General features: G+C 65.7%; 18 protein-coding genes. 5 read left to right on the top strand and 13 right to left on the bottom strand.

Translation table 11 applies throughout. The features are described from left to right. Positions 1 to 122: 122 nt before the first annotated feature. From N4264_RS03040 to N4264_RS02990, 11 genes are all read right to left on the bottom strand, one after another. Positions 123 to 1,787, bottom strand: coding sequence for a hybrid sensor histidine kinase/response regulator (locus N4264_RS03040; protein ID WP_261695601.1), 1,665 nt, complete (start codon positions 1,785 to 1,787; stop codon positions 123 to 125). Positions 1,788 to 2,245: 458 nt separating this feature from the next. After that, on the bottom strand, positions 2,246 to 2,692 hold the full coding sequence (locus N4264_RS03035) for a TerB family tellurite resistance protein (protein ID WP_261695600.1): 447 nt from the start codon (positions 2,690 to 2,692) through the stop codon (positions 2,246 to 2,248). A gap of 12 nt (positions 2,693 to 2,704) precedes the next feature. Beyond that, positions 2,705 to 4,540: an ATP-binding protein gene (locus N4264_RS03030; protein WP_261695599.1), complete on the bottom strand. Its 1,836-nt coding sequence runs from the start codon at positions 4,538 to 4,540 to the stop codon at positions 2,705 to 2,707. Between the two features lie 10 nt (positions 4,541 to 4,550). Continuing rightward, positions 4,551 to 5,258 carry a PspA/IM30 family protein gene (locus N4264_RS03025; RefSeq protein WP_261695598.1) on the bottom strand — a complete coding sequence of 236 codons (708 nt, stop codon included), beginning with the start codon at positions 5,256 to 5,258 and terminating at the stop codon, positions 4,551 to 4,553. 67 nt (positions 5,259 to 5,325) lie between these two features. Next, positions 5,326 to 6,180 (bottom strand): hypothetical protein, encoded by an 855-nt coding sequence (locus tag N4264_RS03020; RefSeq protein ID WP_261695597.1) that lies wholly within the window; start codon positions 6,178 to 6,180, stop codon positions 5,326 to 5,328. Further along, complete coding sequence (locus N4264_RS03015; RefSeq protein ID WP_261695596.1) at positions 6,177 to 7,046, bottom strand: hypothetical protein; 870 nt, start codon at positions 7,044 to 7,046, stop codon at positions 6,177 to 6,179. Before N4264_RS03015 ends, N4264_RS03020 begins: the two co-directional genes overlap by 4 nt. Positions 7,047 to 7,058: 12 nt before the next feature. Further along, complete coding sequence (locus tag N4264_RS03010) at positions 7,059 to 7,913, bottom strand: ABC transporter ATP-binding protein (RefSeq protein ID WP_261695595.1); 855 nt, start codon at positions 7,911 to 7,913, stop codon at positions 7,059 to 7,061. Beyond that, complete coding sequence (locus N4264_RS03005) at positions 7,895 to 8,707, bottom strand: ABC transporter permease (RefSeq protein WP_261695594.1); 813 nt, start codon at positions 8,705 to 8,707, stop codon at positions 7,895 to 7,897. Before N4264_RS03005 ends, N4264_RS03010 begins: the two co-directional genes overlap by 19 nt. A gap of 76 nt (positions 8,708 to 8,783) precedes the next feature. Then, positions 8,784 to 10,496 (bottom strand): phosphate ABC transporter substrate-binding/OmpA family protein, encoded by a 1,713-nt coding sequence (locus N4264_RS03000; RefSeq protein WP_261695593.1) that lies wholly within the window; start codon positions 10,494 to 10,496, stop codon positions 8,784 to 8,786. 25 nt (positions 10,497 to 10,521) lie between these two features. Beyond that, positions 10,522 to 11,205, bottom strand: a complete 684-nt coding sequence (locus N4264_RS02995; RefSeq protein ID WP_261695592.1) for a hypothetical protein — start codon at positions 11,203 to 11,205, stop codon at positions 10,522 to 10,524. Between the two features lie 173 nt (positions 11,206 to 11,378). After that, positions 11,379 to 11,747 (bottom strand): hypothetical protein, encoded by a 369-nt coding sequence (locus N4264_RS02990; RefSeq protein WP_261695591.1) that lies wholly within the window; start codon positions 11,745 to 11,747, stop codon positions 11,379 to 11,381. Positions 11,748 to 12,107: 360 nt separating this feature from the next. Here N4264_RS02990 and N4264_RS02985 point away from each other — a divergent pair, with 360 nt between their 5' ends. The 5 genes from N4264_RS02985 to N4264_RS02965 all read left to right on the top strand — a co-directional run bounded on the left by N4264_RS02985 (position 12,108) and on the right by N4264_RS02965 (position 17,414). Continuing rightward, complete coding sequence (locus N4264_RS02985) at positions 12,108 to 12,836, top strand: hypothetical protein (protein WP_261695590.1); 729 nt, start codon at positions 12,108 to 12,110, stop codon at positions 12,834 to 12,836. A gap of 729 nt (positions 12,837 to 13,565) precedes the next feature. Continuing rightward, positions 13,566 to 15,161 carry an ExeA family protein gene (locus N4264_RS02980; protein ID WP_261695589.1) on the top strand — a complete coding sequence of 532 codons (1,596 nt, stop codon included), beginning with the start codon at positions 13,566 to 13,568 and terminating at the stop codon, positions 15,159 to 15,161. A gap of 16 nt (positions 15,162 to 15,177) precedes the next feature. Continuing rightward, positions 15,178 to 16,278: a general secretion pathway protein GspB gene (locus N4264_RS02975; protein WP_261695588.1), complete on the top strand. Its 1,101-nt coding sequence runs from the start codon at positions 15,178 to 15,180 to the stop codon at positions 16,276 to 16,278. A gap of 84 nt (positions 16,279 to 16,362) precedes the next feature. After that, complete coding sequence (locus N4264_RS02970; protein WP_425508330.1) at positions 16,363 to 17,046, top strand: rhomboid family intramembrane serine protease; 684 nt, start codon at positions 16,363 to 16,365, stop codon at positions 17,044 to 17,046. A gap of 38 nt (positions 17,047 to 17,084) precedes the next feature. Further along, a complete protein-coding gene (locus tag N4264_RS02965; RefSeq protein ID WP_261695586.1) occupies positions 17,085 to 17,414 on the top strand; it encodes a DUF1820 family protein in 330 nt (109 codons plus the stop codon). 61 nt (positions 17,415 to 17,475) lie between these two features. Here the strand turns inward: N4264_RS02965 and N4264_RS02960 are convergent, their stop codons facing one another. Beyond that, entirely contained in the window at positions 17,476 to 18,798 is a 1,323-nt protein-coding gene (locus N4264_RS02960; RefSeq protein ID WP_261695585.1) for a S41 family peptidase, read from the bottom strand. 92 nt (positions 18,799 to 18,890) lie between these two features. Continuing rightward, complete coding sequence (locus N4264_RS02955) at positions 18,891 to 20,114, bottom strand: murein hydrolase activator EnvC family protein (protein WP_261695584.1); 1,224 nt, start codon at positions 20,112 to 20,114, stop codon at positions 18,891 to 18,893. Between the last annotated feature and the right edge of the window lie 125 nt (positions 20,115 to 20,239).

Below are 20,239 nucleotides of genomic sequence, written 5' to 3'. Positions count from 1 at the left end.
GAACCAAACTCCTGGGTGGCACCGAATTCCTGGGTGGCACCGAATTCCTGGGTGGCACCGAATTCCTGGGTGGCACCAACTCCGTGGGTGGCACCAACTCCGTCGAGCCCCCGGCAAACGCCTCAGTCGTCCAACCGCGCGGTCCGTCCTGCCAGCGATCCGACAGTGGCAACCAGTTCCCGCGGCTCGATGGGTTTGGCGATGTGCATCTGGAAGCCGGCCAGCATCGCCTGGGTGCGGTCTTCGGATCGGGCGAAGGCGGTCAGCGCGACGGCGGGGACTTTGCCGCCGTTCATTGATGGCAGGCGACGTACTTCCCGGATGAACTGGTACCCGTCCTTGTCGGGCATGCCGATGTCGCTGAGCAGAATGTCGGGCTTGTTGGACTGGATGGCGTGCAGCCCTTCGGCTGCACTGGGTACGGTGGTGACTTGCGCTCCGCAATCGAGCAGGACTCTCCGGATCAGTTCGCGCGTGTCAGGCTCGTCCTCGACCACGAGTACCGAGATTCCCTCAAGGCCAATGCCGGCGTAGTCCTGCTGTACTGCGCGCGCAGGCGGCGGTGAATCGCGTCCCACGCCCGCCAGCCGGATTGGGGCGAGCGGCAGCACCATGGCAAACCGCGAGCCTCGGCCGGGCCCGTCGCTCCTGGCCCAGACGCTGCCGCCATGCATTTCCACCAGTTGCCGCACAATGGAAAGCCCCAGCCCGAGGCCGCCGTAGGTGCGCACCGTTGACGAGTCCGCCTGGCGGAATCGGTCGAAGACATGCGGCAGGAACTGCGGGTCGATGCCTGCACCGGTGTCGCTGACCACCACTTCGACGTGCGAATTGACCCGTTCGAGCGTGACGTCCACGCTCCCATTGGCCGGCGTGAACTTCACCGCATTCGCCAGCAGATTCCACAATACTTGCTGTAGCCGGCTGGGATCGCCCACGACAGGGCCCGCCACCGGGTCGATGATCTTGCGCAGGCGGATGCTCTTGAGATCCGCTGACGGGCGGACAGCGTCCACGGCGGCGTCGATCACGGCGGGAAGGTCCAGCTCCTGCAGCTCCAGTCGCACCTTGCCTGACACGATCCGGCTCATATCCAGCAGATCGTCGATCAGGCGCGCCTGGGCCTTGGCGTTGCGCGCGATCGTCTCCAGCCCTTGCTGAATATGTGCAGGTTCCGCGCGACCGGAAAGCAGTATCTGCGACCATCCGACGATGGCGTTGAGCGGGGTGCGCAGTTCGTGCGACAGCGTGGCCAGGAACTCGTCTTTCATGCGGCAAGCGCGCTCGGCCTCGGTGCGGGCCGCGCGTTCGGCATCGACCAGGCGTTCCTGGCTCTTGAGCGCACCGCGCAGCGCCGCCTCGGCATGCGCCCGCTCGGAGATATCGTTGTAGGCCCACACGTGCCCGACCACGATGCCGTCCACGCGCTGCTCGTGCGTGCGGAGTTCGAAAACGCGTCCGTCGGCCAGTTCAAGCACCTCCATGCCGCGATCGCCAAAATGGCGGTATACCTCGCGCGTCCGCGTGATGGCGGCGACAGGGTCTTTCAGTTGCGACTGGAGGACTTCGAGCAGGTCGAAATGGTTGTCCAACGCCATGACGTGGGCGGGAAGACCCCAGAGGGCGAGAAAGCGGTCGTTGTAGCCGGTTATGCCACCTTCGGCATTGGTGACGAGAACCCCGTCGTTGACCGTGGCGAGCGTCGCCAACCGCAAGGCATCGGCGCTGGCCAGAGCGCGCTGCGCCTGTGTCAGTGCGGCCTGCGTTGCCTGGACGTTCCTGGCCATGTCGTCCTGCGAAGCGGCTTCGTCGTCTGTATTGCCCCGTCCCACCTGCAACCTCCACACGCTGCCTGGCGGATGCAGTTTCTCACTCTCCGGCTGCACCCGCGTCCGTCCGGCATCGGACCGGCCGTTCTTTTCTTGTCAGGTCGTCAGTTCGCAGTGTCCGGGAACCTGTGCAAGAAAAAGGGCCGGCTGCGAACGCCGGCCCTTTGTGGCAGGTGGCGAATGCCACGATTGCCTCACCGTCCCTGCCTCCCTGGCCCCTGCCGTCCTGGATGATGCGTCCATGCACCACCAAATGCCCTGCTTGGGGGATTGGCAGCAAGACGACTGCCAAACGTGCACCCTCGAAAAATCAATCAGTTACAACTCCGGACATCGTGTCGTCTGCACGATCGCACGACCAGCCTCTGGCGTTATGCACGCCGGAATTGGCCGCGGCACCGAGCCGGGTACCGCCATCAGAGCTTGCGCGCCACCTCGCGCAAGGCGTCCACGTTGCTGATACGGGAGATCTGCTGCAACAGGTGATCAGCGACGGCCTCTTCGGTCTGGGCGAGCTCTTCCGTGGACATGCCGAGCGCCGTGGCGAACTGCGCCACCTTGGCCCGCTCACCCGCCGAGTAGTCGCCATCGGCATGCGCCAGCAGCAGGCAGGAGTGGATCAGGGCGGCCTTGCGTTCGGCGGCGGCGAAATCATCCACGATTGCGGCCAGATCGAAGGGCATGCCGACGATATCGTCGAACGAGGCCAGGGCGCCGGAGTCACGCTGGCACGATTCGTAGAAGCCGCGCAGCATGACGAGCTCGGCGTCGTGCACGCCGTCGGTGCGGGCAACATCGTACATGGCGCGGACGATCGCCTGCAGGTGGTGCAGCTCGAGACTGGCACTGGGCAACGGGGACATGGCAAGACTCCTTTAAAGTCGCAGTTCGTTCTTGAGATGGCGCAGGCGCTGGTTGAATTCATCCTGCGACATGTCACGGTAGCGCGCGGGCAGCATGCTGCGGCGCGAGGCTTCGAAGACGGCCAGCATCTCCATATATTCCAGCATGCCGGCATCGCGGGCGGGAACGTAGTCGTCGATGGCCTTGAGAAAGTGCTCCACGGTGACGGTGCTGTCTTCGCCACCCAGGTTGAGGGCCAGCAGGCACAATGCCTCCAGGTCCGCGTTGGAGTAACCGACCAGCCGGGCGGAAGTGCGCTCGCGTTCGGCGACCCAGTCGATCGCGCTTCCTAATTTGTAGCGTCCGAACAGCGCCTTCAGGACCGACTCGACATCCTCCGGCGTGTCCGGATAGAAGAAGGGAATCTTCCGGTCGATCCGGCCGGCGCGCTTGATATCGATATCGAGCTTGTCCGGGCGATTGGTCATCAGGATGAAGAGGACCTGGCCGCGGTTGTCCGGCTCGCTCATGAATTCCTTGAGCCGGGCGATCACGCGCGAGGAGGTACCGCCGTCGCTGTCTTCGGATTGTCCACCGAAGCTTCGGTCGCCCTCGTCGATGATGAGGATGATCGGTCCCAGCGCCTTGACCATTCCCAGGACCTTCTCGAGATTGGCTTCGGTCGAGCCTACCCACTTGGAGCGGAAGTTCTTGAGCGTCACCGCAGTCAGGCCGGATTCCTTCACGAACGCCTTGGCGATGAACGTCTTGCCGGTGCCCATGGGACCGACAAACAGCAGCCCCATGGGCACGCGATGGCGGTCACCGGCGCGGATGGCAGCGGCGACCTGCATCAGCTCGGACTTGATGCCGGCGACACCGCCCACGGCGTCCAGGCCATGGCGGGCATCGACGAACTCGATCAGCCCTGCGCATTCCTTCTCGATGATTTCGCGTTTGCGCTGGTGCACCAGTTCGATCACTTCCGCATACGGATCACCTGCATCGGTCTCGGGCAACGGATGCGCCGGATTGATCAGATGGCGGATTTCCTCGGTGTCCATGCCCCGGGTGATGGCCGCGAGCTTGTTGGCGCGCTCGACGGCGTCCGGTGAACTGCCCAGCAGCGAGCGGATCAACGCCAGGCGCTGCTCGTCGCCCAGGCCCGTGTCCTGCTGGCGGGGGGTCAGGAGCTGCGCGATCTGGACGGCGCGCAAGCCGGCGCTGTGCTCGGCCAGGCGCGCGACATGCTGTGCATCGATGGAGGGATCCACCTTGCGGATGACACCGGCGCGCTCATCCTTGTCTGGCAGCGGTATCTCCACCGCCGCCACACGGGGATTGGCCACCAGCTTGCCGTTGAGCTCGGCCAGCGACTCGGTGAGCAGGAAGACGACATTGTCCTTGCTTTCCAGCTCGGGGCTCATCGACCAGCGATGCAGCCGGATCGCCGCCATCCGGTCGGCGTGGGCGAGGAAGTGCTCCTCGCCCGGCGGTGCAATGCTGCCGGCATAGGTGATGACCAAGGCGGCGCTGTGGCGCAGCAGGATCTCCTGCTCGATCAGCGCCAGCGCTTCTTCCGGCGGCTTGTTCGCGCCCATCGGCTCGGCCGCGGCCGCCACGCTGCTGCTGCGCTTGGCGTAGCGGACACCCGCGGAGGGGTCGTACACGATGATGGTGTCCTTGTTGTCCTTCAGCAGGACCTCGGACAGGAATTCCACGACCGTATAGAACTCGCCGCCGTGCAGGATCTCATCAAACACATTGCGGTGCAGGATGAACATCGAGGCTTCCCCGCCGAGGTACTTGCGGCGGATCGTCTCGGCCCAGCGGGGCAAGGGCGTAGCGGCACGGGCGTCGGCGGCCATGGGCGGCTCCCTACATCTGCTTGCCGGCAGCCTGCTGCGCGGCGCGCTGGCGCTTGAGTTCGTCCAGCTGCGCGCGCGCGGTGACGTTGCCCGACTCCTGGCGCAGCTTGTTCAGTCGAACGTCCAGGTCCGAGTCACGCAGTTCCTTGCCGAGATTGGCCTCGGCGATAGTGTTCTTGATGTGGTCGCGCACTTTGTCCAGCGCCTGCACGTCGGCTTCGACCGACAGGCCGTCGAGCTGCGACTGGATCTGGATGCGCGCCTGGGCGCTCTGCATCTTGGCGAGCATCCGGTCGCGCTCGGCCTTGAGCTTGCCGATTTCGCCCTTGACGGCGAGCAACGCGTTCTTTGCATCGTCCGCGTCCACCTTGGACTGCTCGGCTTCCGTGCCAAGGCCCGCGAGTTCCGCCTCCACAGCGCTCTTCTTCTGCAGCAGCACCAGCGCCAGGTCGTCCTGGTTGGTGGCCAGGGCCGCTTCCAGGTCACGGTTGACGTCGGCCAGGGCGCGCCTCTCGGCGTCGACACGACTGTCGATCTCCTCGCGCCGCCGGATGATCGCGGCGGTGGCGGTCTTGAGCTTGGTATATTTAGTGATTAATCCATTGATCGCATTTTCGTACGCGATTTCCGGATGCTTCTTCTCAACGTCGGCGATCCACAGCGAGACAAAGCCGCGCCACAGGTTGCCGAGGCGGTCGAAGAAATTGATGCTGGACATGAGATCGGTCTCCGGAGCTTGGCGAGAGAATGACCGCCGGCGCTCGCAAGCGACGGCGTAGAGCGAATCAGGCGTGGTTGACGTGTTCGAAGAAGCGGCGATGATCAGCTGCGAATGCGATGAAACCGCGATGCAGCTCCTGCTTGAGCGCAGCGTGCTGGTCCTGCGGCGCAAACCGCAAAGCCAGGCGAGCGCCCTGCGTCGCCCACTCGAAGTGGTCGGCTTCGGCACCGCCGCCATGGCCCGAATGAATGGCGATCCACTGGTAGGCCACGTGCTCCTGCCCGGCAATGCTGATGCGCGTCGTGAGCAGGTGTCGCACGAGATCCGGCGCCTGGTTACGCAAGGTTTCATCGATGATCGAGAACTCGCGGTCGGCCAGCAGTTCCGAACCCAGGTGATAGCCGATCGCGGCAAAGATGGACGGCAGGTCGTCGCTGCTGCGCGCGCCGTAGCCCTCCGCAACCCGCGCGTTCAGCGCCGCCAGCCATTCCGGGTCGTCCAGGATCGCATTGACGCCACGCGGATCGGCCAGCGCCGGCAGGTTCGGTGTCTCGTAGTCGAGCAGTCCCTTGAGCGTGGCCTGTGCCAGGCAGCGGTGGGTGTCGCGGTGTACCGAGTCGTGATCATCGAATTCATCGCGCGCGGCGTCGAAAAAGAAGCTGGCGACGTAGACGCTGCGATCGGCGACCGCACGCACCGGCTGGTCGGGATCCAGGAACAGCCGCCGGCTGCGTCCGATCTTGCCGGCGAGCGCGGCGACGCCCGAGCCGAAGAAGCCGTTCCAGCTGGTGTAGCGCCCCAGGAAACGCAGGCGCGACAGTGGCTCGGCCAAGGCCGCGGCCAAACTGTCCCTGACCAGGCGCTCCTGCGCGGAGAAGTTGACCAGGCTTTCCAGCTCGCCCCGACTGACTTTGTTCATTTTTTTACTCCATGCCGCGCCGCGGCGATCGCGCGCGAGGCCTCGGGTTTGACGATTTCCTTGATCTCGGCGCCATAGCTGGTTTCCAGCTCTTCCTCCAGGCGCAGGCGTTCGATCGCCTCGGTCAGCCGGGTGCCCCCCTCGGCCGTGGAGGATTGGGTGATAACGGCCTGGTAGATCTCTTCCACGGCGTCCGGCAGCGACAGCAGGGCCGCGTCAACGGCAGCCTTGCGGCTGGCAAGGCGACGGTGACGCAACAGGAGTTCTTCCAGGTCCGCGCGCGCCTTGCGCAGGCTGCGGCTGTCCTCGGCGCCCTCCTCGATGCGGCGGGCGATGTCTTCGATGCGTCGCTCCAGGTCGCGTTCGTTGACAGTGCCCTGCCGGTCGGTCATGGACAGTTCGGCCAGCCACAGGCCGAGGAAATCGATGGCAGTGTCTTCAATGCGATCCAGGTCGCGCTCGCTGATCGCGCTGCGCCGGTGCTGACCGATCTCGCGCAGCGACAGCACGCGCTCGCGCAGACCCTCGTAGATCTGCCAGCGCGCGTCGCCGGGGGTGGAACGGCGCAGGATCTCTGCGCTCAGGTGGTGCGCTGCGGCTTCGCGGCGACGGATCTTGATTTTCCGGTCCACCTTGGCACGAAAGGTGGGCGACGAGGGAATGAACATCGACGCGATCGCCTCGCCGGCCGCGAATGCCAGCACCGGCAGGATCGCGCCAGGCGCTCCGTAGGGAATCGAGAGAATGGTGCTGCTGGCCAGCGTCGCCAGGAACAGGTTGATGTTCAGCGGCGTGGTGAGCATCTCCCACAGATAGGAAGGCTGGTCTTCCTCGCGGCCTGTATTCCAGTTCGGGTCAACGGTCACCGGCGGCCCCCGTCAGACCGATACGCGCAGCGACGCGCGGCCCGGGCTCTTGGCGTGCAGCTGGGCCAGGATGCGTTCTTCCATCCGGACCGCCTCGGTTGAACGCTGCCAGGTGGCTGAACGCGGCCGCGGCTCCAGGATGGAGAAGTCGTCGGCGATCTTCGCCGGCTGGCTGGTCAGCACGATGACGCGGTCGCCCAGGGTCAGCGCCTCGGTGACATCGTGGGTGACGAAAACCACCAGGCAGGGGTTCTGTTCGTAGATCTGTACCAGGAGCTGCTGCATTTCGGCGCGGGTCTGGGCGTCCAGGGCGCCGAAGGGCTCGTCCATCAGCAGGATGCGCGGCCGCAGGACGAGGGCGCGCGCCAGCGCCACGCGCTGGTTCTGGCCACCGGACAGCTGCGAGGGCAGGTGGCGCCGATGCGCGTCCAGGCCGACCGCTGCGAGTGTTTCGTCGACACGTTTCTTCGCCTCGGCGGCGCTGATACGCGTGCGCCAGTGGCGCAGGCGGAACGGGAAGGCGACGTTCTCCTCCACGGTGAGGTCCGGCCGGTTGGCGTAGCGCTGGAACACCATGACCGCGTCGTCATGTGCTTCCACGCAGGGCTGGCCGTCGACCAGGACCTGGCCGGAACTGGGAGTCTGGACACCGATCGGACGGACACCGCCCATCATGTGCAGCAAGGTGGACTTGCCGCAGCCGGATGGCCCCAGGAGCATCACGATGCCCGGGCGGTCCAGCGAAATACTGACGCCGTCGACGACGCGGACGACGCCGTTTCCATCTTTCGCAGGGTATTCCTGCACGATGTCGCGCAGTTCCACGCTCACCGGTGTGGCCGCCGCGCTCACAGCTTCGTCTCCCATGGGTACATCTTGCTTTTGATATATCGCATCAATTGATAACTCAGCAGGGCGAACGCGACGATGACGATGATGCCGGCAAACACCTGGTCCATGGCGGAGAATCGCCGGGCGTTCTGGATCAGCTGGCCCAGCCCCTCGCGGGCGTTCACATATTCGGCAACGGTGATGTAGGTCCACATCACCGACACGCCAACGATCACCGCGTCGGCAATGCGCGGCATGGCCAGCGGCAGCACCGCGTGCCGCACGGCCTCCCATGGCGTGGCGCCCAGGTCACGCGCACTGATCCAGTAGGCCTGGGGCACCGCCTGCATCGCGTCACGCACCATCGGAATGAGGTACACCACGGCGCCGACGAAGAGGAACAGGATCTTCATCCATTCGCCGATACCGAACCACATCACCATGATCGGCAGCAGCGCCACCACGGGTGCGGAGCGGAACGGGTCGACGAGTGGGGAGAGCACGGCATTCACGCGCGGTGATGCGCCCATCAGGACGCCGATCGGAATGCCGATCGCGACGACCAGCGCACCCGCCGCCAGCACGCGACCGACGGACCACATCGTCGCGTTCAGCAGCAGGCTGCGGCCGTTTTCGCCGTCCCAGGCAAGGTAGGCGAACGCCTTGGCCACCTGCCAGGGCGCCGGCAACTTGTTCGGGCCGACCAGTTCCAGGCCGCTGATCAGCGACCACAGGATCAGCACGGCGGCGACGGCGGTGAGCCCAAGCTGCCGTGTCGCGCGGCCGCTCAGCGGCGCGTACGGGTTCCATGTCGACGATTCAGACGCCATCGCAGCCCTCATCCTTTCCCTCTGGCGGATTCCACAGCACGGCGCCGGCCCCGCCAGGCGGGGCCGGCCGCGCGCCTCAGCGCTTGAGCACTGCCACGCGTGTGGTGCGGTTCATTGCCCGGCAATCTTCCAGGCTCAGGTTCTCGCTCTGCGGCGAGGCTTCGTTGCACAGCGGCTTGTCCGGTCCGTTGCCCGTGACGACGAAACGAGCGCGGCTGAATTCCCACTGCGATTCAAGATAGTCCACCACTGCCTGCGCTCGCTGACGCGACAACCGCATGTTGGTGTCGCGGGCACCGGTGGAGTCGGTGTTGCCGGAGATCTCGAAATAGGCCGAGCCATTGTTCTCGATGAACGGTACGAGTTCATCGTCGATTGTCTTCTGCGCCCGCTTGGTCAGCTCGGCCGAACCACTGGCAAAGCCGATGAGCACGGGCTTGGTGACGGAGGGCTCGCTGCGCGCGACCTGCTGGCGTTCGCTCTCGGTGAAGGTGAATTCCGGCTTGGCGGCGGCCTGTTGCGCGGCCTGGTTCTTGGCCAGCAGGTTGCGGATGAAGCGCAGGTCGACCGAATCCTGCGGGGCGATTACCGGGGAATTGGGATTGGCCAGCGCGCCGGCCTTGCGATAGATGCCGTCAAAACGCCGGTAGACGCGCTCGTAGTGGTTAGTGCCGCCGACGAGGCCGAAGATGCGGGCGTTGTCTTCAAGGCCGGTCCAGACGAGGTTGTCGAACAGGGCTTTGACGAACGGGCGCCCCTGGTCCTTCGCCAGGAGGGTGAAGAATTCCTCGGTCCGGACCAGCGCGTCGACGGCTTCGTCCGGCGCCTTGCGCGCGGCATCGACACCAGCCATCCAGCCGGCGACCAGCGACTGGAATGCCGCTTCGTTCGCCGGCTCGCCGAGCAGGCGGTTGTCGCAGACGATGACGTCGTAGATCAGGTTGGTCGCCGTCTTGGTCGAATACACGACGTGCGCGCCCGGCACGTTCTTGAGGGCCAGCGAGAGGTCCGGGTCCCACAGTGCGGCCGCATCCACGCTACCCGATTCCAGCGCCGCGCGGACGCCGGCAGTGCCTTCCTCGGCATTGATGTAGACATAGCGCAGCGAACTCTTCTTGCGCGCGGTCAGGCTGGAGTTCTCCACGGCGTCGATGGTCATGCCGTCGGAAGGGGTGTACTGCAGCAGCGCAATGCTGTGATCGGCCAGGTCTTCCACGCGGCGGATCGCCGGATCGCGCGCGATGATCGCGTCCGCGCCCTGGGTGTTGTCCACTGCCATGATGGCGCGGCCGTCCAGGCCCGCGTTGCGCAGGTTCGGCTGTTCCTGCGCCCAGAAGTCCGAAGTGCGCCAGGCGCAATGGGCAGACTTCGACTCGAAGATGGTGGCTAGCGTGGGGATGTCGTCCTGGATGACGAACTCGACCGAGAGGTTCTGCTGCGCAAACAGCGAACCGGGCTGGGTCTTGAGCGCCTTGCCGTTGGCCAGCAGCGCCGGGGCGTAGCCGTGGAAGCTGACCAGGCTGACTTTCAAGGGATTGCCGGCTGAACCCAGCGGTGCGTTCGAAGCCGTGGCCGGAGGCGGCGCAGGGGTGGTCGAAGGTGCGGGCGACACGCCCGGCTTGGCCGGCGTCGACGGGGTCGCGGCCGGCGTCACGCCGGGGCTGGCCGGATCAGCGGCCTTCTTGCCCTGGACGATCTCCTTCAGGCCCAAATGCCAGCCGGCGGCGGCGGTTCCGCCGAGAATCACCAGCGTCATCAAACCTTTAGCGAGCGGGGTCAACTTTGCCATGGGGGCTCCAGTGGGCGAGGACAAATCAGGATTGCGGCGCGGAGACAGGGCCCGCGCTGCCGAAGATCTCGGCGATTCGTTTCAGCCGCGCGACCTCGCCCTCCAGCCGGCTGACTTCGCGCAGGCAGGCTTCCTTGGTGCCGCGGGCAGCGCCTTCGATGGCGGCCTTTTCCTCGGTGGCGCGCGTGACCTCCCGTTCCAGCAGGGCCTCGAGCTCCGCGATCTGCGTGCGGATGTGGGTCACCGCATCCTGCTGGCGCTGATCCCGCTCGGCGATCGCGGTGCGGGCCTGCTCCAGCGCAGTGCGGGCGTGCTGTTCCAGCTGGGCTCGGGCGGCGCCGAGGGCGCGGGTCTTGCGCTCGGCGTCGAGCAGGGCGTCGTCGATGGTCCAGGAATCGTCGGCGGCATCCAGCGCCCGGACGGCCGCGATACGCGCGGCGGGATCCAGCGCGCCGAGGCCGTCGAGAATCTTCAGGAGTTTTTCCGCCGGGAAACTGCTAGCGGGCACGGCCTGTTCGGCGTAGATCGCGTCGAAAGGACGTTGCTCGACCAGTTCGCCAGTGCCGGAAACGGGCGGCGGCGGCAGGGGTTCCTCCGGCGGTGCGGGCTCGGCCACCGGCTCAGACGGCGTTTCCGCGACCGGCTCGGTCGGGGCGACGGGCGTGTCGTCTTCCAGATCCACCAGGCCCGCTTTCTGCAGTGCACGCAAGAACTTGCTCAATGCGATCTCCCCATATCGCGCAATGGACCGAAGTGTAGGCGATCCTGCGTGACCGATGTTTACGACAATCCCCGCCGCTGATCATCACGCCGTGGGGGTCGATATGGGGTAACGGTCACCAGGGGCCAAGGGTGACGTTTGGGGGATGGCAGAGCGGGTGATTAGTCGTCGGAGAGCAGATTGAGCAACGCGCGGCGTCGCTTGGCCGACATGGTGCGGATCTTTCCAATCAGCGCCAGCTCGGTGGAATCGGCGTTGTAGATCTCGTGGTCGTCCTTGACCTTGGACGGAGTCGAGGAGCCGCGGCCGGTTCCCAGCCAGTCGAGCGACACCTGCAACCGGCTGGCCACGGTGCGCAATGTCTCCAGACCTGGCACGCGGCCTTTGGTCCAGAGGCGTGAAGTTTCCCGGGTCACGTCGAACATCACGGCCACGCGACGTACGCGGGTACGATCGGCCGGTATGCCGGCTGCGGTCAGAGCCTGGTCCAATCGTTGGGCGAATTTGGGGTCCAGCTTTGGATCTTGCATGGCATTCCGACGGCGCATCCGGGAGCCACACCCTCTGGTGGGATGGGGATTCCGATTCTGTCACTGCGCTTCGATGCCATGGCCAACAATTGATTGTTTTTACAGACAATTTCAGATTGGCAACTGATTTTCTACACAGACACACATGTCCACTTGTGTGTATTTCGGGCGATTGCAGTTAGCCGGATCCATCCCGTACCGCCGCGTTTCCATACGATTCCGGATTGCGATTCGGGCGAGTGAGCGCCCGTCGAATTCGCGTTGCAATACCGATCGTGCCAATTCTGATTTGCGCTGTCGGCCGCGCTTTGATGGCATTGTGCGCCAGGGAAGGGAAAGAGTTCGTGGAAAAGGAGTTCCATGCGATTGCTCGGCTATGTCTGCGCCCCCTCGGCGCACGAGGCCAGGGACGGCGCCCGCCGCCTGCGACGGTTTGCGCGCAGCACTGACCAGCGGCTGGTCGAGTGCCTGGCGGATCTCGAATCACCCCGAACGCGAGGCCTGCTGCGGCGCCCTGCCGGTGCGCGTCTCATCACGTGTTTGCGGGAAACGGGGGCTGACGCCCTGCTTGCATTGGCGCCTGACGCCGTTTTCGGCGTCGAGTCGGCCGCTGCGCTGACGCCGCTGCTGCCCTACCTGGACCTGCCCGCCTGCTTCATCGAGCCCACCCCGCCGATACGGGCACGTCAGCCCCTGGTCATGCCGGCCGATTCGCGGCTGCGCACGCCCGTGGCGTTGTTCGGCTGCACCATCGGCGCGAATGGGCTGGAGCGTGATCCCTGGACCTGGCCATTGCGGGAGCAGCTCGTGGCCCTGCACCGCGGACTCGGACAGGATCCCGCCGCCGTCGCCGCCACCATGAACCGGCTCGGCCTGATTCCCGAACCTCGGCCACGGAAATGGCTGACAGACGAGGTGCGCACCATCCTCGCCTGTCATGCAGCCTTGCTGACCGGGACCGGCGGCACCGTTTGCGACACCGCCGCCGAATACGTCGTTACGGCGGCTCACCCTGACGCTTCCTGGAGGCCTGATGGCTGGCACCGCCCTCTATTGCCCCGAGGCGTGGTGAGCGTTCCCTGGCACTGACCGATTGCCCGGTGGCATAACGGTGGCGCCCCCAATTCATGGCTGGCCCCAATTCATGGCTGGCCCCAATTCATGGCTGGCCCCAATTCGTGGCTGGCCCCAATTCGTGGCTGGCCCCAATTCGTGGCTGGCCCCAATTCGTGGCTGGCCCCAATTCGTGGCTGGCCCCAATTCGTGGCTGGCCCCAATTCGTGGCTGGCCCCAATTCGTGGCTGGCCCCAATTCGTGGCTGGCCCCAATTCGTGGCTGGCCCCAATTCGTGGCTGGCCCCAATTCGTGGCTGGCCCCAATTCGTGGCTGGCCCCAATTCGTGGCTGGCCCCAATTCGTGGCTGGCCCCAATTCGTGGCTGGCCCCAATTCGTGGCTGGCCCCAATTCGTGGCTGGCCCCAATTCGTGGCTGGCCCCAATTCGTGGCTGGCCCCAATTCGTGGCTGGCCCCAATTCGTGGCTGGCCCCAATTCGTGGCTGGCCCCAATTCATGGCTGGCCCCAATTCGTGGCTGGCCCCAATTCGTGGCTGGCCCCAATTCATGGCTGGCCCCAATTCGTGGCTGGCCCCAATTCGGGCGCAGCTCGTTTTTTCGTAGCGCGTCCGGCGGCGACGCCACCGGGTGACCGGGGCGGCAACCCGGCGTCCCGGCCCACGACCGGTGCGTAACGCGCGATGGGTTAAGCTTGCATGTCCTGTACGGATAGACCGGCCCGGGCCGACCGAGGAACCACGCCGCATGTACCTGGAGCAGTACGGACTCAAGGAGTCCCCGTTCTCCATCACGCCGGACCCGCGATACGTGTTCCTCAGTGAACGCCATCGGGACGCTCTGGCGCACCTGCTTTACGGCATCGGCAAGGGCGGATCCGGCGGATTCGTCCAACTGACGGGCGAAGTAGGCACGGGCAAGACGACCCTTTGCCGGCTACTGCTGGAGCAGTTGCCGGAGAACACCCGCGTTGCGCTGGTGCTCAATCCAAAGGTCTCCCCGGTCGAACTGGTCGAGACGGTCTGCGAGGAGCTCAAGCTCGATATCGAGGGCAAGCGGGGCAGCCTCAAGGCGCTGGTCGACACGCTCAATACCTTCCTGCTCGATGCCTACGCCCAGGGCCTGCGCGTCGTGCTGATCGTGGATGAGGCGCAGAACCTGTCGGTCGAGTCGCTTGAGCAGGTGCGGCTGTTGACCAACCTGGAAACGCCGACCCAGAAACTGCTGCAGATCATCCTGCTCGGTCAGCCGGAGCTGCGCACGCTGCTCGAACGCCAGGATCTGCGCCAGCTCGCCCAGCGGATCACTGCCCGTTACCACCTGATGCCGTTGGATGCCGACGAGTGCGAGGCCTATGTGCGCCATCGCATGGCGGTGGCCGGATCGCGCAAGCTGCCTTTCACGCGACTGGGTCTGCGCGCGCTCTACCAGCGGTCGGGCGGCGTGCCGCGGTTGATCAACATCATCGCCGATCGCTCGCTGATGGCCGGTTTCGCCCGGGAGACAGATGCCATCGGTGAACGCCTGGTGGACCTGGCGGCCGACGAGACGCTGCCCGGGCACGCCCGGTACTACGTCCGCCGCTACGGCCGCTGGGCCGCCCTGGGTATCGCCGTGGCCTCGGCCAGCGCGGCGGCATGGTGGGCGAACCGGCCGGTTCCCGCACCCGCGCCACCGGTGCTGGCCCCGGTCGCTCCGGCCGCCACGCAGGCCGATCCCTCCGAAGAACTGGTGGCAAAACTGGGAGGCGGCGCGGCCACCGACCTTGCCGCCTGGACGCAACTTCTTTCCCGCTGGCAGGTCAGTTCGAGCGAAGTGAGCGTAGCCGAGGCCGCGCGTTGCCAGCCGCAGATCTTCCCGGGGTTCGACTGTCTGCGCGGCCGCGCCACCCTGGAGCAGCTGGCCCGCTTCGACCGCCCCCTGCTGCTGGAGCTGGAAGCAGGCGGCAAGCATGGATTGGCGTTGCTGCGCGGGATTTCCGGCGACAAGGTTCAGCTAGACTTCGCCGGCACCAGCCATACGCTCGATCGCAGCGCCGTGACGCGCCTGTGGCAAGGCGGATTCTATGCGACGTGGCGCTTGCCGGCCGACGTGCCGGGACGCCTCAAGCAAGGTGATGCCGGCGCGGGCGTCGCCTGGGTGAAAGGCCAGTTGGCGCGGCTGGATGGGCATGGCGAAGGCAACTTCGGCCCAGCCTACTTCGATGCGGCACTGGAAGAACGCGTGCGCAAGTTGCAGGTGGCCTACGGCTTGACGGCCGACGGCATCGTCGGCCCGGAAACCTTGTTTGCGCTGGCCGCGCTGTCGCCCGAGGGCCCGCATCTGGCTCGCAATGTGGAATAGACGGACAACCATACCCATGTCGTTGATACACGAAGCCCTGAAGAAGGCAGAACAGCAGCGCCAGCTCGGCGAACCGCCGACCCTGGGCACGGCCTTCGCCACGCGTCGCCGCCGGCGGCCCCTGCTGCCCTTCCTTTCCATCGCCATCGTGGCAGCGCTGGGCATCGGCTGGTGGACCTCCCGGGTCCCCGCACCGCCCACACCGGACGCCAGGCAAAGCGCAACCACAGCGGCGCCAGCCGCGACACCGGCCACCAAAGGCACCGCGGCGCCGGCAGCGAGCCCTTCCAATCCTGTGGCCGAAAGCACAGCCGCGTCGCGCAAACCCGTGATGGCGGCCGGGGCGGTTCCGAACCCGAACGTCGTCGACACGCTGGCGCCGGCGCCGCCCGTACACAACCAGGCTCCTGCGCCCCAGGCACCGACGGTGCGCGACGTGGCCGAACGCGAATCCGAGTCACACCCCGACGGAACCAATCCCCTGGCCCCGGGGGAATCCGCGCCGACGATGCTGGCGCAGGCTGATCCCGCCGCGACAGACGCGATCGACGATCCCGACGCCGTCCAGGCGAAATCGGCAGCGAAGGCCCGGCAGTCCGCAAGCGCACCGCTCGCTCCGGGTCATCCGGAAGCCGCGCGGCTGCCGGCGGCGGTGCAGCCGCGCCCGCACGGCATTCCCACCGAAGCGATCCGCCCACCGGCGGCGACCAAGCCCGCCCTGGTCTCGGCGCCACCACCGCCGCCTCCGCCACAACCGCCCGCTCAGCCACCAGTGAACGCGGCGCCAGCATCAGCTGCGGCACCGGCACCGCCACCGCCCGCGGCAGTCCAGGCGAGCCAGCCGGCCGCCGCGAATCCGCCGGCGGCGGCCCCGCTGGAAAGCCTGCCGATGTATTGGCAGCTGCCCTTCGATGTGCGTCGCGAGCTGCCGGAGTTGAAGCTGTCGATGCATGTCTACAGCGCCACGCCGGCGCAGCGCTTTGTCGTCGTGAACGGTGTGCGTCAGGTGGAAGGTGACAGCTTCGGCACCGATGTGAAGCTCGTCGAGATTCGATCGGACGGCGCGGTGCTGGAATTTCACGGCCAACGCTTCCTGCTGCCGCGCGGCGGTTCCTGACGCCCATGCCGCGGAGCTGCCTGGTCGCGACTCCGCGCCACCGACCGCCACGGCAAAGCCATCGCAGGAGGACGCCCGATGCCCCTGTTGACCCACGTTGAGTCGCGCCGTCGCCCGACGTCCCCCTGGGCGACCATCAGCATCATCGTGCTGAGCGTGCTGGCCTTCATGTGGCTGGCGGCGGCGCCGCTCGATGAACGCCTCGCGCTGCTCAACCGCTGGGGCACGGTACCGGCACGGTTGTTCGATCCGGACGCGCCCCTGATCCGCCAATTGCTGGAGTTGCGCGCCGCCCGGCTGTTCACCGCACTGCTCGTCCACGCCGACTGGCTGCATCTGACCGGCAACCTGCTGTTCCTGATGATTTTCGGAGTGGCGGCCGAGCGCGTCCTTGGCTCCCGACGCTTCCTGCTGTTGTATCTGCTGGGTGGCGCCGCGGCCAATCTGGTCGGCGCGCTGACGCTGTCGAGCGTCAATGCGCCGATCGTCGGCTCGAGCGGCGCGGTATCCGCCATCGTCGGCGCCTATCTGGCCCTGTTTCCGCGTTCGCGCCTGGGCCTGGTCCTGCCGCTCGGACTGTTCCTCGAGTTCGTGAAGGTACCGGCGCCACTCCTGATCGGATTCTGGGTGCTGTTGCAGCTGCTCTTCACCTACGTCGGCCCCAGCTTCGGGGCCGTCGTGTGGTGGACCCATATCGGCGGCTTTCTGCTGGGTGTCCTTTTTGCCCTGGTATCGCGTCCGGCCATCGCCCGGCGTTGGCGCAACTGAGCGCCGAGCCTCGTCCCGTCACTTCCCCACTGCTGAACATGTCGAAGAAAACGCTCTACAAAATCACTTTCATCAACCAGGGACGAAGCTACGAGCTCTACGCCGAGCGCGTCGGCTCCAGTGCGTTGTGGGGATTCACCGAGATCAGCGATCTGGTATTCGAGTCGCGCGGCGAGGGGCTGGTGGTCGATCCGACCGAAGAACGCCTGCGCGAAGAATTCGGCCAGACGCGGGTGCTGCACCTGCCGATCCAGTCTATCGTCAAGATTGAAGAAGTGGAAAAGCGTGGACCGGCAGCAATCCGGGACGCCAGCAACGGTGAGAAAGTCGCGCTCTTCCCGATGCCGCCCAAGCCCGGCACGCGGTGACCGGAAATACTGCGGCCCGCACAGGGCGGGCCGCAGGGTTTGCAGGGGCCGGTCCGACTGATCAGCCCTTGGTGGTCTTGCCCGGCCGCAAGGCAATCGCCTTGAGCACGTGCATGGCCTCATTGAGCGCGTAGTCATCCAGCGAGGCCGGCTTGGTGTCCGATGTCGCTTCGGCATCACTCGACTCGTTCTCGCCCTTGAGGTGATTGGGCAGGTCGCGTTCGCTGATCAAGGTCGGCGCGGAATCGCGCAGGGTGAGTTTGAGATCGCGAAGCTCGATATCCGGCACGATGCCCGTGGCCTGGATCGAGGTGCCACTGGGTGTGTAGTAGCGCGCCGTGGTGATCTTCACCGCATGGCCGTCATCCAGCGGCAGGACCGTCTGCACGGAGCCCTTGCCGAAGGTGCGCTGGCCAAGAATCACGCCGCGGTGGTTGTCCTTGAGTGCCCCCGCAACGATTTCCGCCGCGGACGCCGTACCCTTGTCGACCAGGATGACCAGCGGCGCACCGTCGGTCATGTCGCCGGCGGTGGCACTGAAGGCGAGGTCGTTCTCATTGAGCCGGCCACGCGTGGAGACAATCGTGCCCGATTCCAGGAAGGCATCGCTCACTTCCACGGCCGCGGTCAGAAGACCGCCGGGGTTGCTGCGCAGGTCGAGCACGACGCCGCGGAGCGCCGCGTCCTTTCCTTTGAGCTTGGCCTTGAGCTTGCCCAGCTTGCGCTTGAGTTCCGCACCGGTGTCTTCCTGGAACTGCGCAACGCGCAGGTAGGCATAACCGGGCTCAAGCCAGTTGGCACGCACGCTCGACACCTTGATCGTTTCGCGCTTGAGCGTGATGTCAGCCGGTTCGTCGGCGCCTTCGTGCATCACGGTCAGCGTGATGCTGCTGCCCGGATGGCCGCGCAGGAGATCGACCGAATCGTTGACGTTCTCGGCGGTGACTGTCTTGCCGTCGATGCGGGTGATGACGTCGCCCGGCTTGATTCCGCCGCGCTCAGCCGGCGTGTCGTCGATCGGCGCCACGACGCGCAGAAGACCGTCGACCGTCAGCACTTCCAGACCAAGACCCGCGTAGGAACCGCTGGTGTCCTCGGTCAGCTCGGTGAGCTGGCGCTGGGTGAGGTATTCGCTGTGGGGATCGAGCCCGGATAGCAGACCCTTGATCGCAGCCTCCATCAGCTGCTTGTCACCCACATCCTCGACATACGCCTGTTTCACGAGGTTGTAGACCGACGTGAAGGTGCGGACGTCTTCGATCGTGAGGCCCGACTTGGCCGTGACGACCGGAAGCGTGGTCGCCTCGACGGAGGGGACGGAGTCGGCGCTGGCGCCGACGGCGGCGCACGACAGCGCCACGAAGAGCAAGGACCGGGACAACATTGAAACAACTCCCCAAGACTCGATTTGACTATACCGCTATGTCGGTGTCCTTTGACCGGGTGTCCCTGTAGAAGCGCCGTCGATACAAAAGTTCAATTGCTCGCCGTCTTTAGCCACGCGCGCGGGTCAAGCGGTTTTCCCCGGTTGCGCAACTCGAAATACAAACCAGTGGCCTTGCGGCCGCCGCTGGCGCCTGCGGTGGCGATCGCCTCACCGGCATCCACCCAGTCGCCCACGTCCTTGAGCAGTGTCTCGTTATATCCGTACAGACTCATGTAGCCATCGCCGTGATCCAGGATCACCAGCAGGCCATACCCTTTCAGCCAGTCCGCGTAGGCCACCCGGCCTCGCGCGACGGCGCGAATTTCGGTGCCGTTTCCCGCGGCGATGACGATTCCCGTGATAGCCCGGCCGCTGTCGTCCACAGCGCCAAACCCGGTGGAGATCTTCCCCGTCACCGGCCAGGCCAGTCGGCCGCGGCGGTCGGCGAACGGTTCGGCTCCTGCCAGCTGCTTCGGGATATCGGCAAAGACATCGCGTAGCCGCTCGAGCAGTTCCACCAGGGCTTTTTCATCCTTGCCCAACGCGGCGATCCGTTCCGCCTGGCCTTTGAGCGTGAGGTCCAGCTGATCGATCAGCGCCTGGCGCTCAACCCGCTCGCGCTGCAGGGTGGACGTTTCCGTCGCACGTTCCGTACGCGTGGCGACAATGGCTGCCGTCTGCGCTTCGATCATCTGCTGCACCCGGGCAAGATCAGCCAGGTCCACCAGCAACTGCCGGATGCGATCGATGCGTGCGCGCTGGAAGTAGCGGTGATATGCCAGCACCCGCGACGCGGTCGATACTTCATCCTGCTGCAGGATCAGCTTGAGCTCCTCGTGCCGTCCCAGCGCGTAGGCTGATCGAAGCAGCGTTGCCAAGGCGTCCCGCTGTACGTTCAATTTCTGTTCCAACTCTCCCCGTTGTTGTTGCGAAACGGCGAGGGCGGCCTGTTGTTCGCCCAGTCGTGCATCCAATGAACGCACTTCCTTGGCGACTGCGGCTATGCGGACTTCCCTTTCGCGCAGTTCCGCAACAACGCCGCCTTTCTGCGCCTCCGTTGCTTTCTGCTGCTCGGCCAGTGCGCGGATCTCTTCGCGCAGGGCCTGCAGCTTCTGCTGCGTCTGCGACTCTTCCTGCTGGCGGCTCGCTGCATCGTCCGATGTCGTCGCGGCTGACGCGCCACTTCCGGTGCCATCTTGCGCCCGCACCGGCAGCACGACCGAGCTGCCCATCACCATTAGCGCTGACAGCACCAGCGTCCGTGTCAATTTCATGACGTTGATGCGGCCTTCACGTAGGAGAAAGCAAGAGCCGTTCCCCCGTCGGGATTCGTGAACGGATGACATGTCGACGCAGGGTGAAGGGCGATGCACACCGGACTCGACAATCGCCACTTTGT

The sequence above is a fragment of the Tahibacter amnicola genome (assembly GCF_025398735.1).
In the GTDB taxonomy this organism is placed as follows: domain Bacteria; phylum Pseudomonadota; class Gammaproteobacteria; order Xanthomonadales; family Rhodanobacteraceae; genus Tahibacter; species Tahibacter amnicola.
Note: the sequence above shows the minus strand (reverse complement) of the source record. Positions and strands in the feature narration are given on the sequence as shown.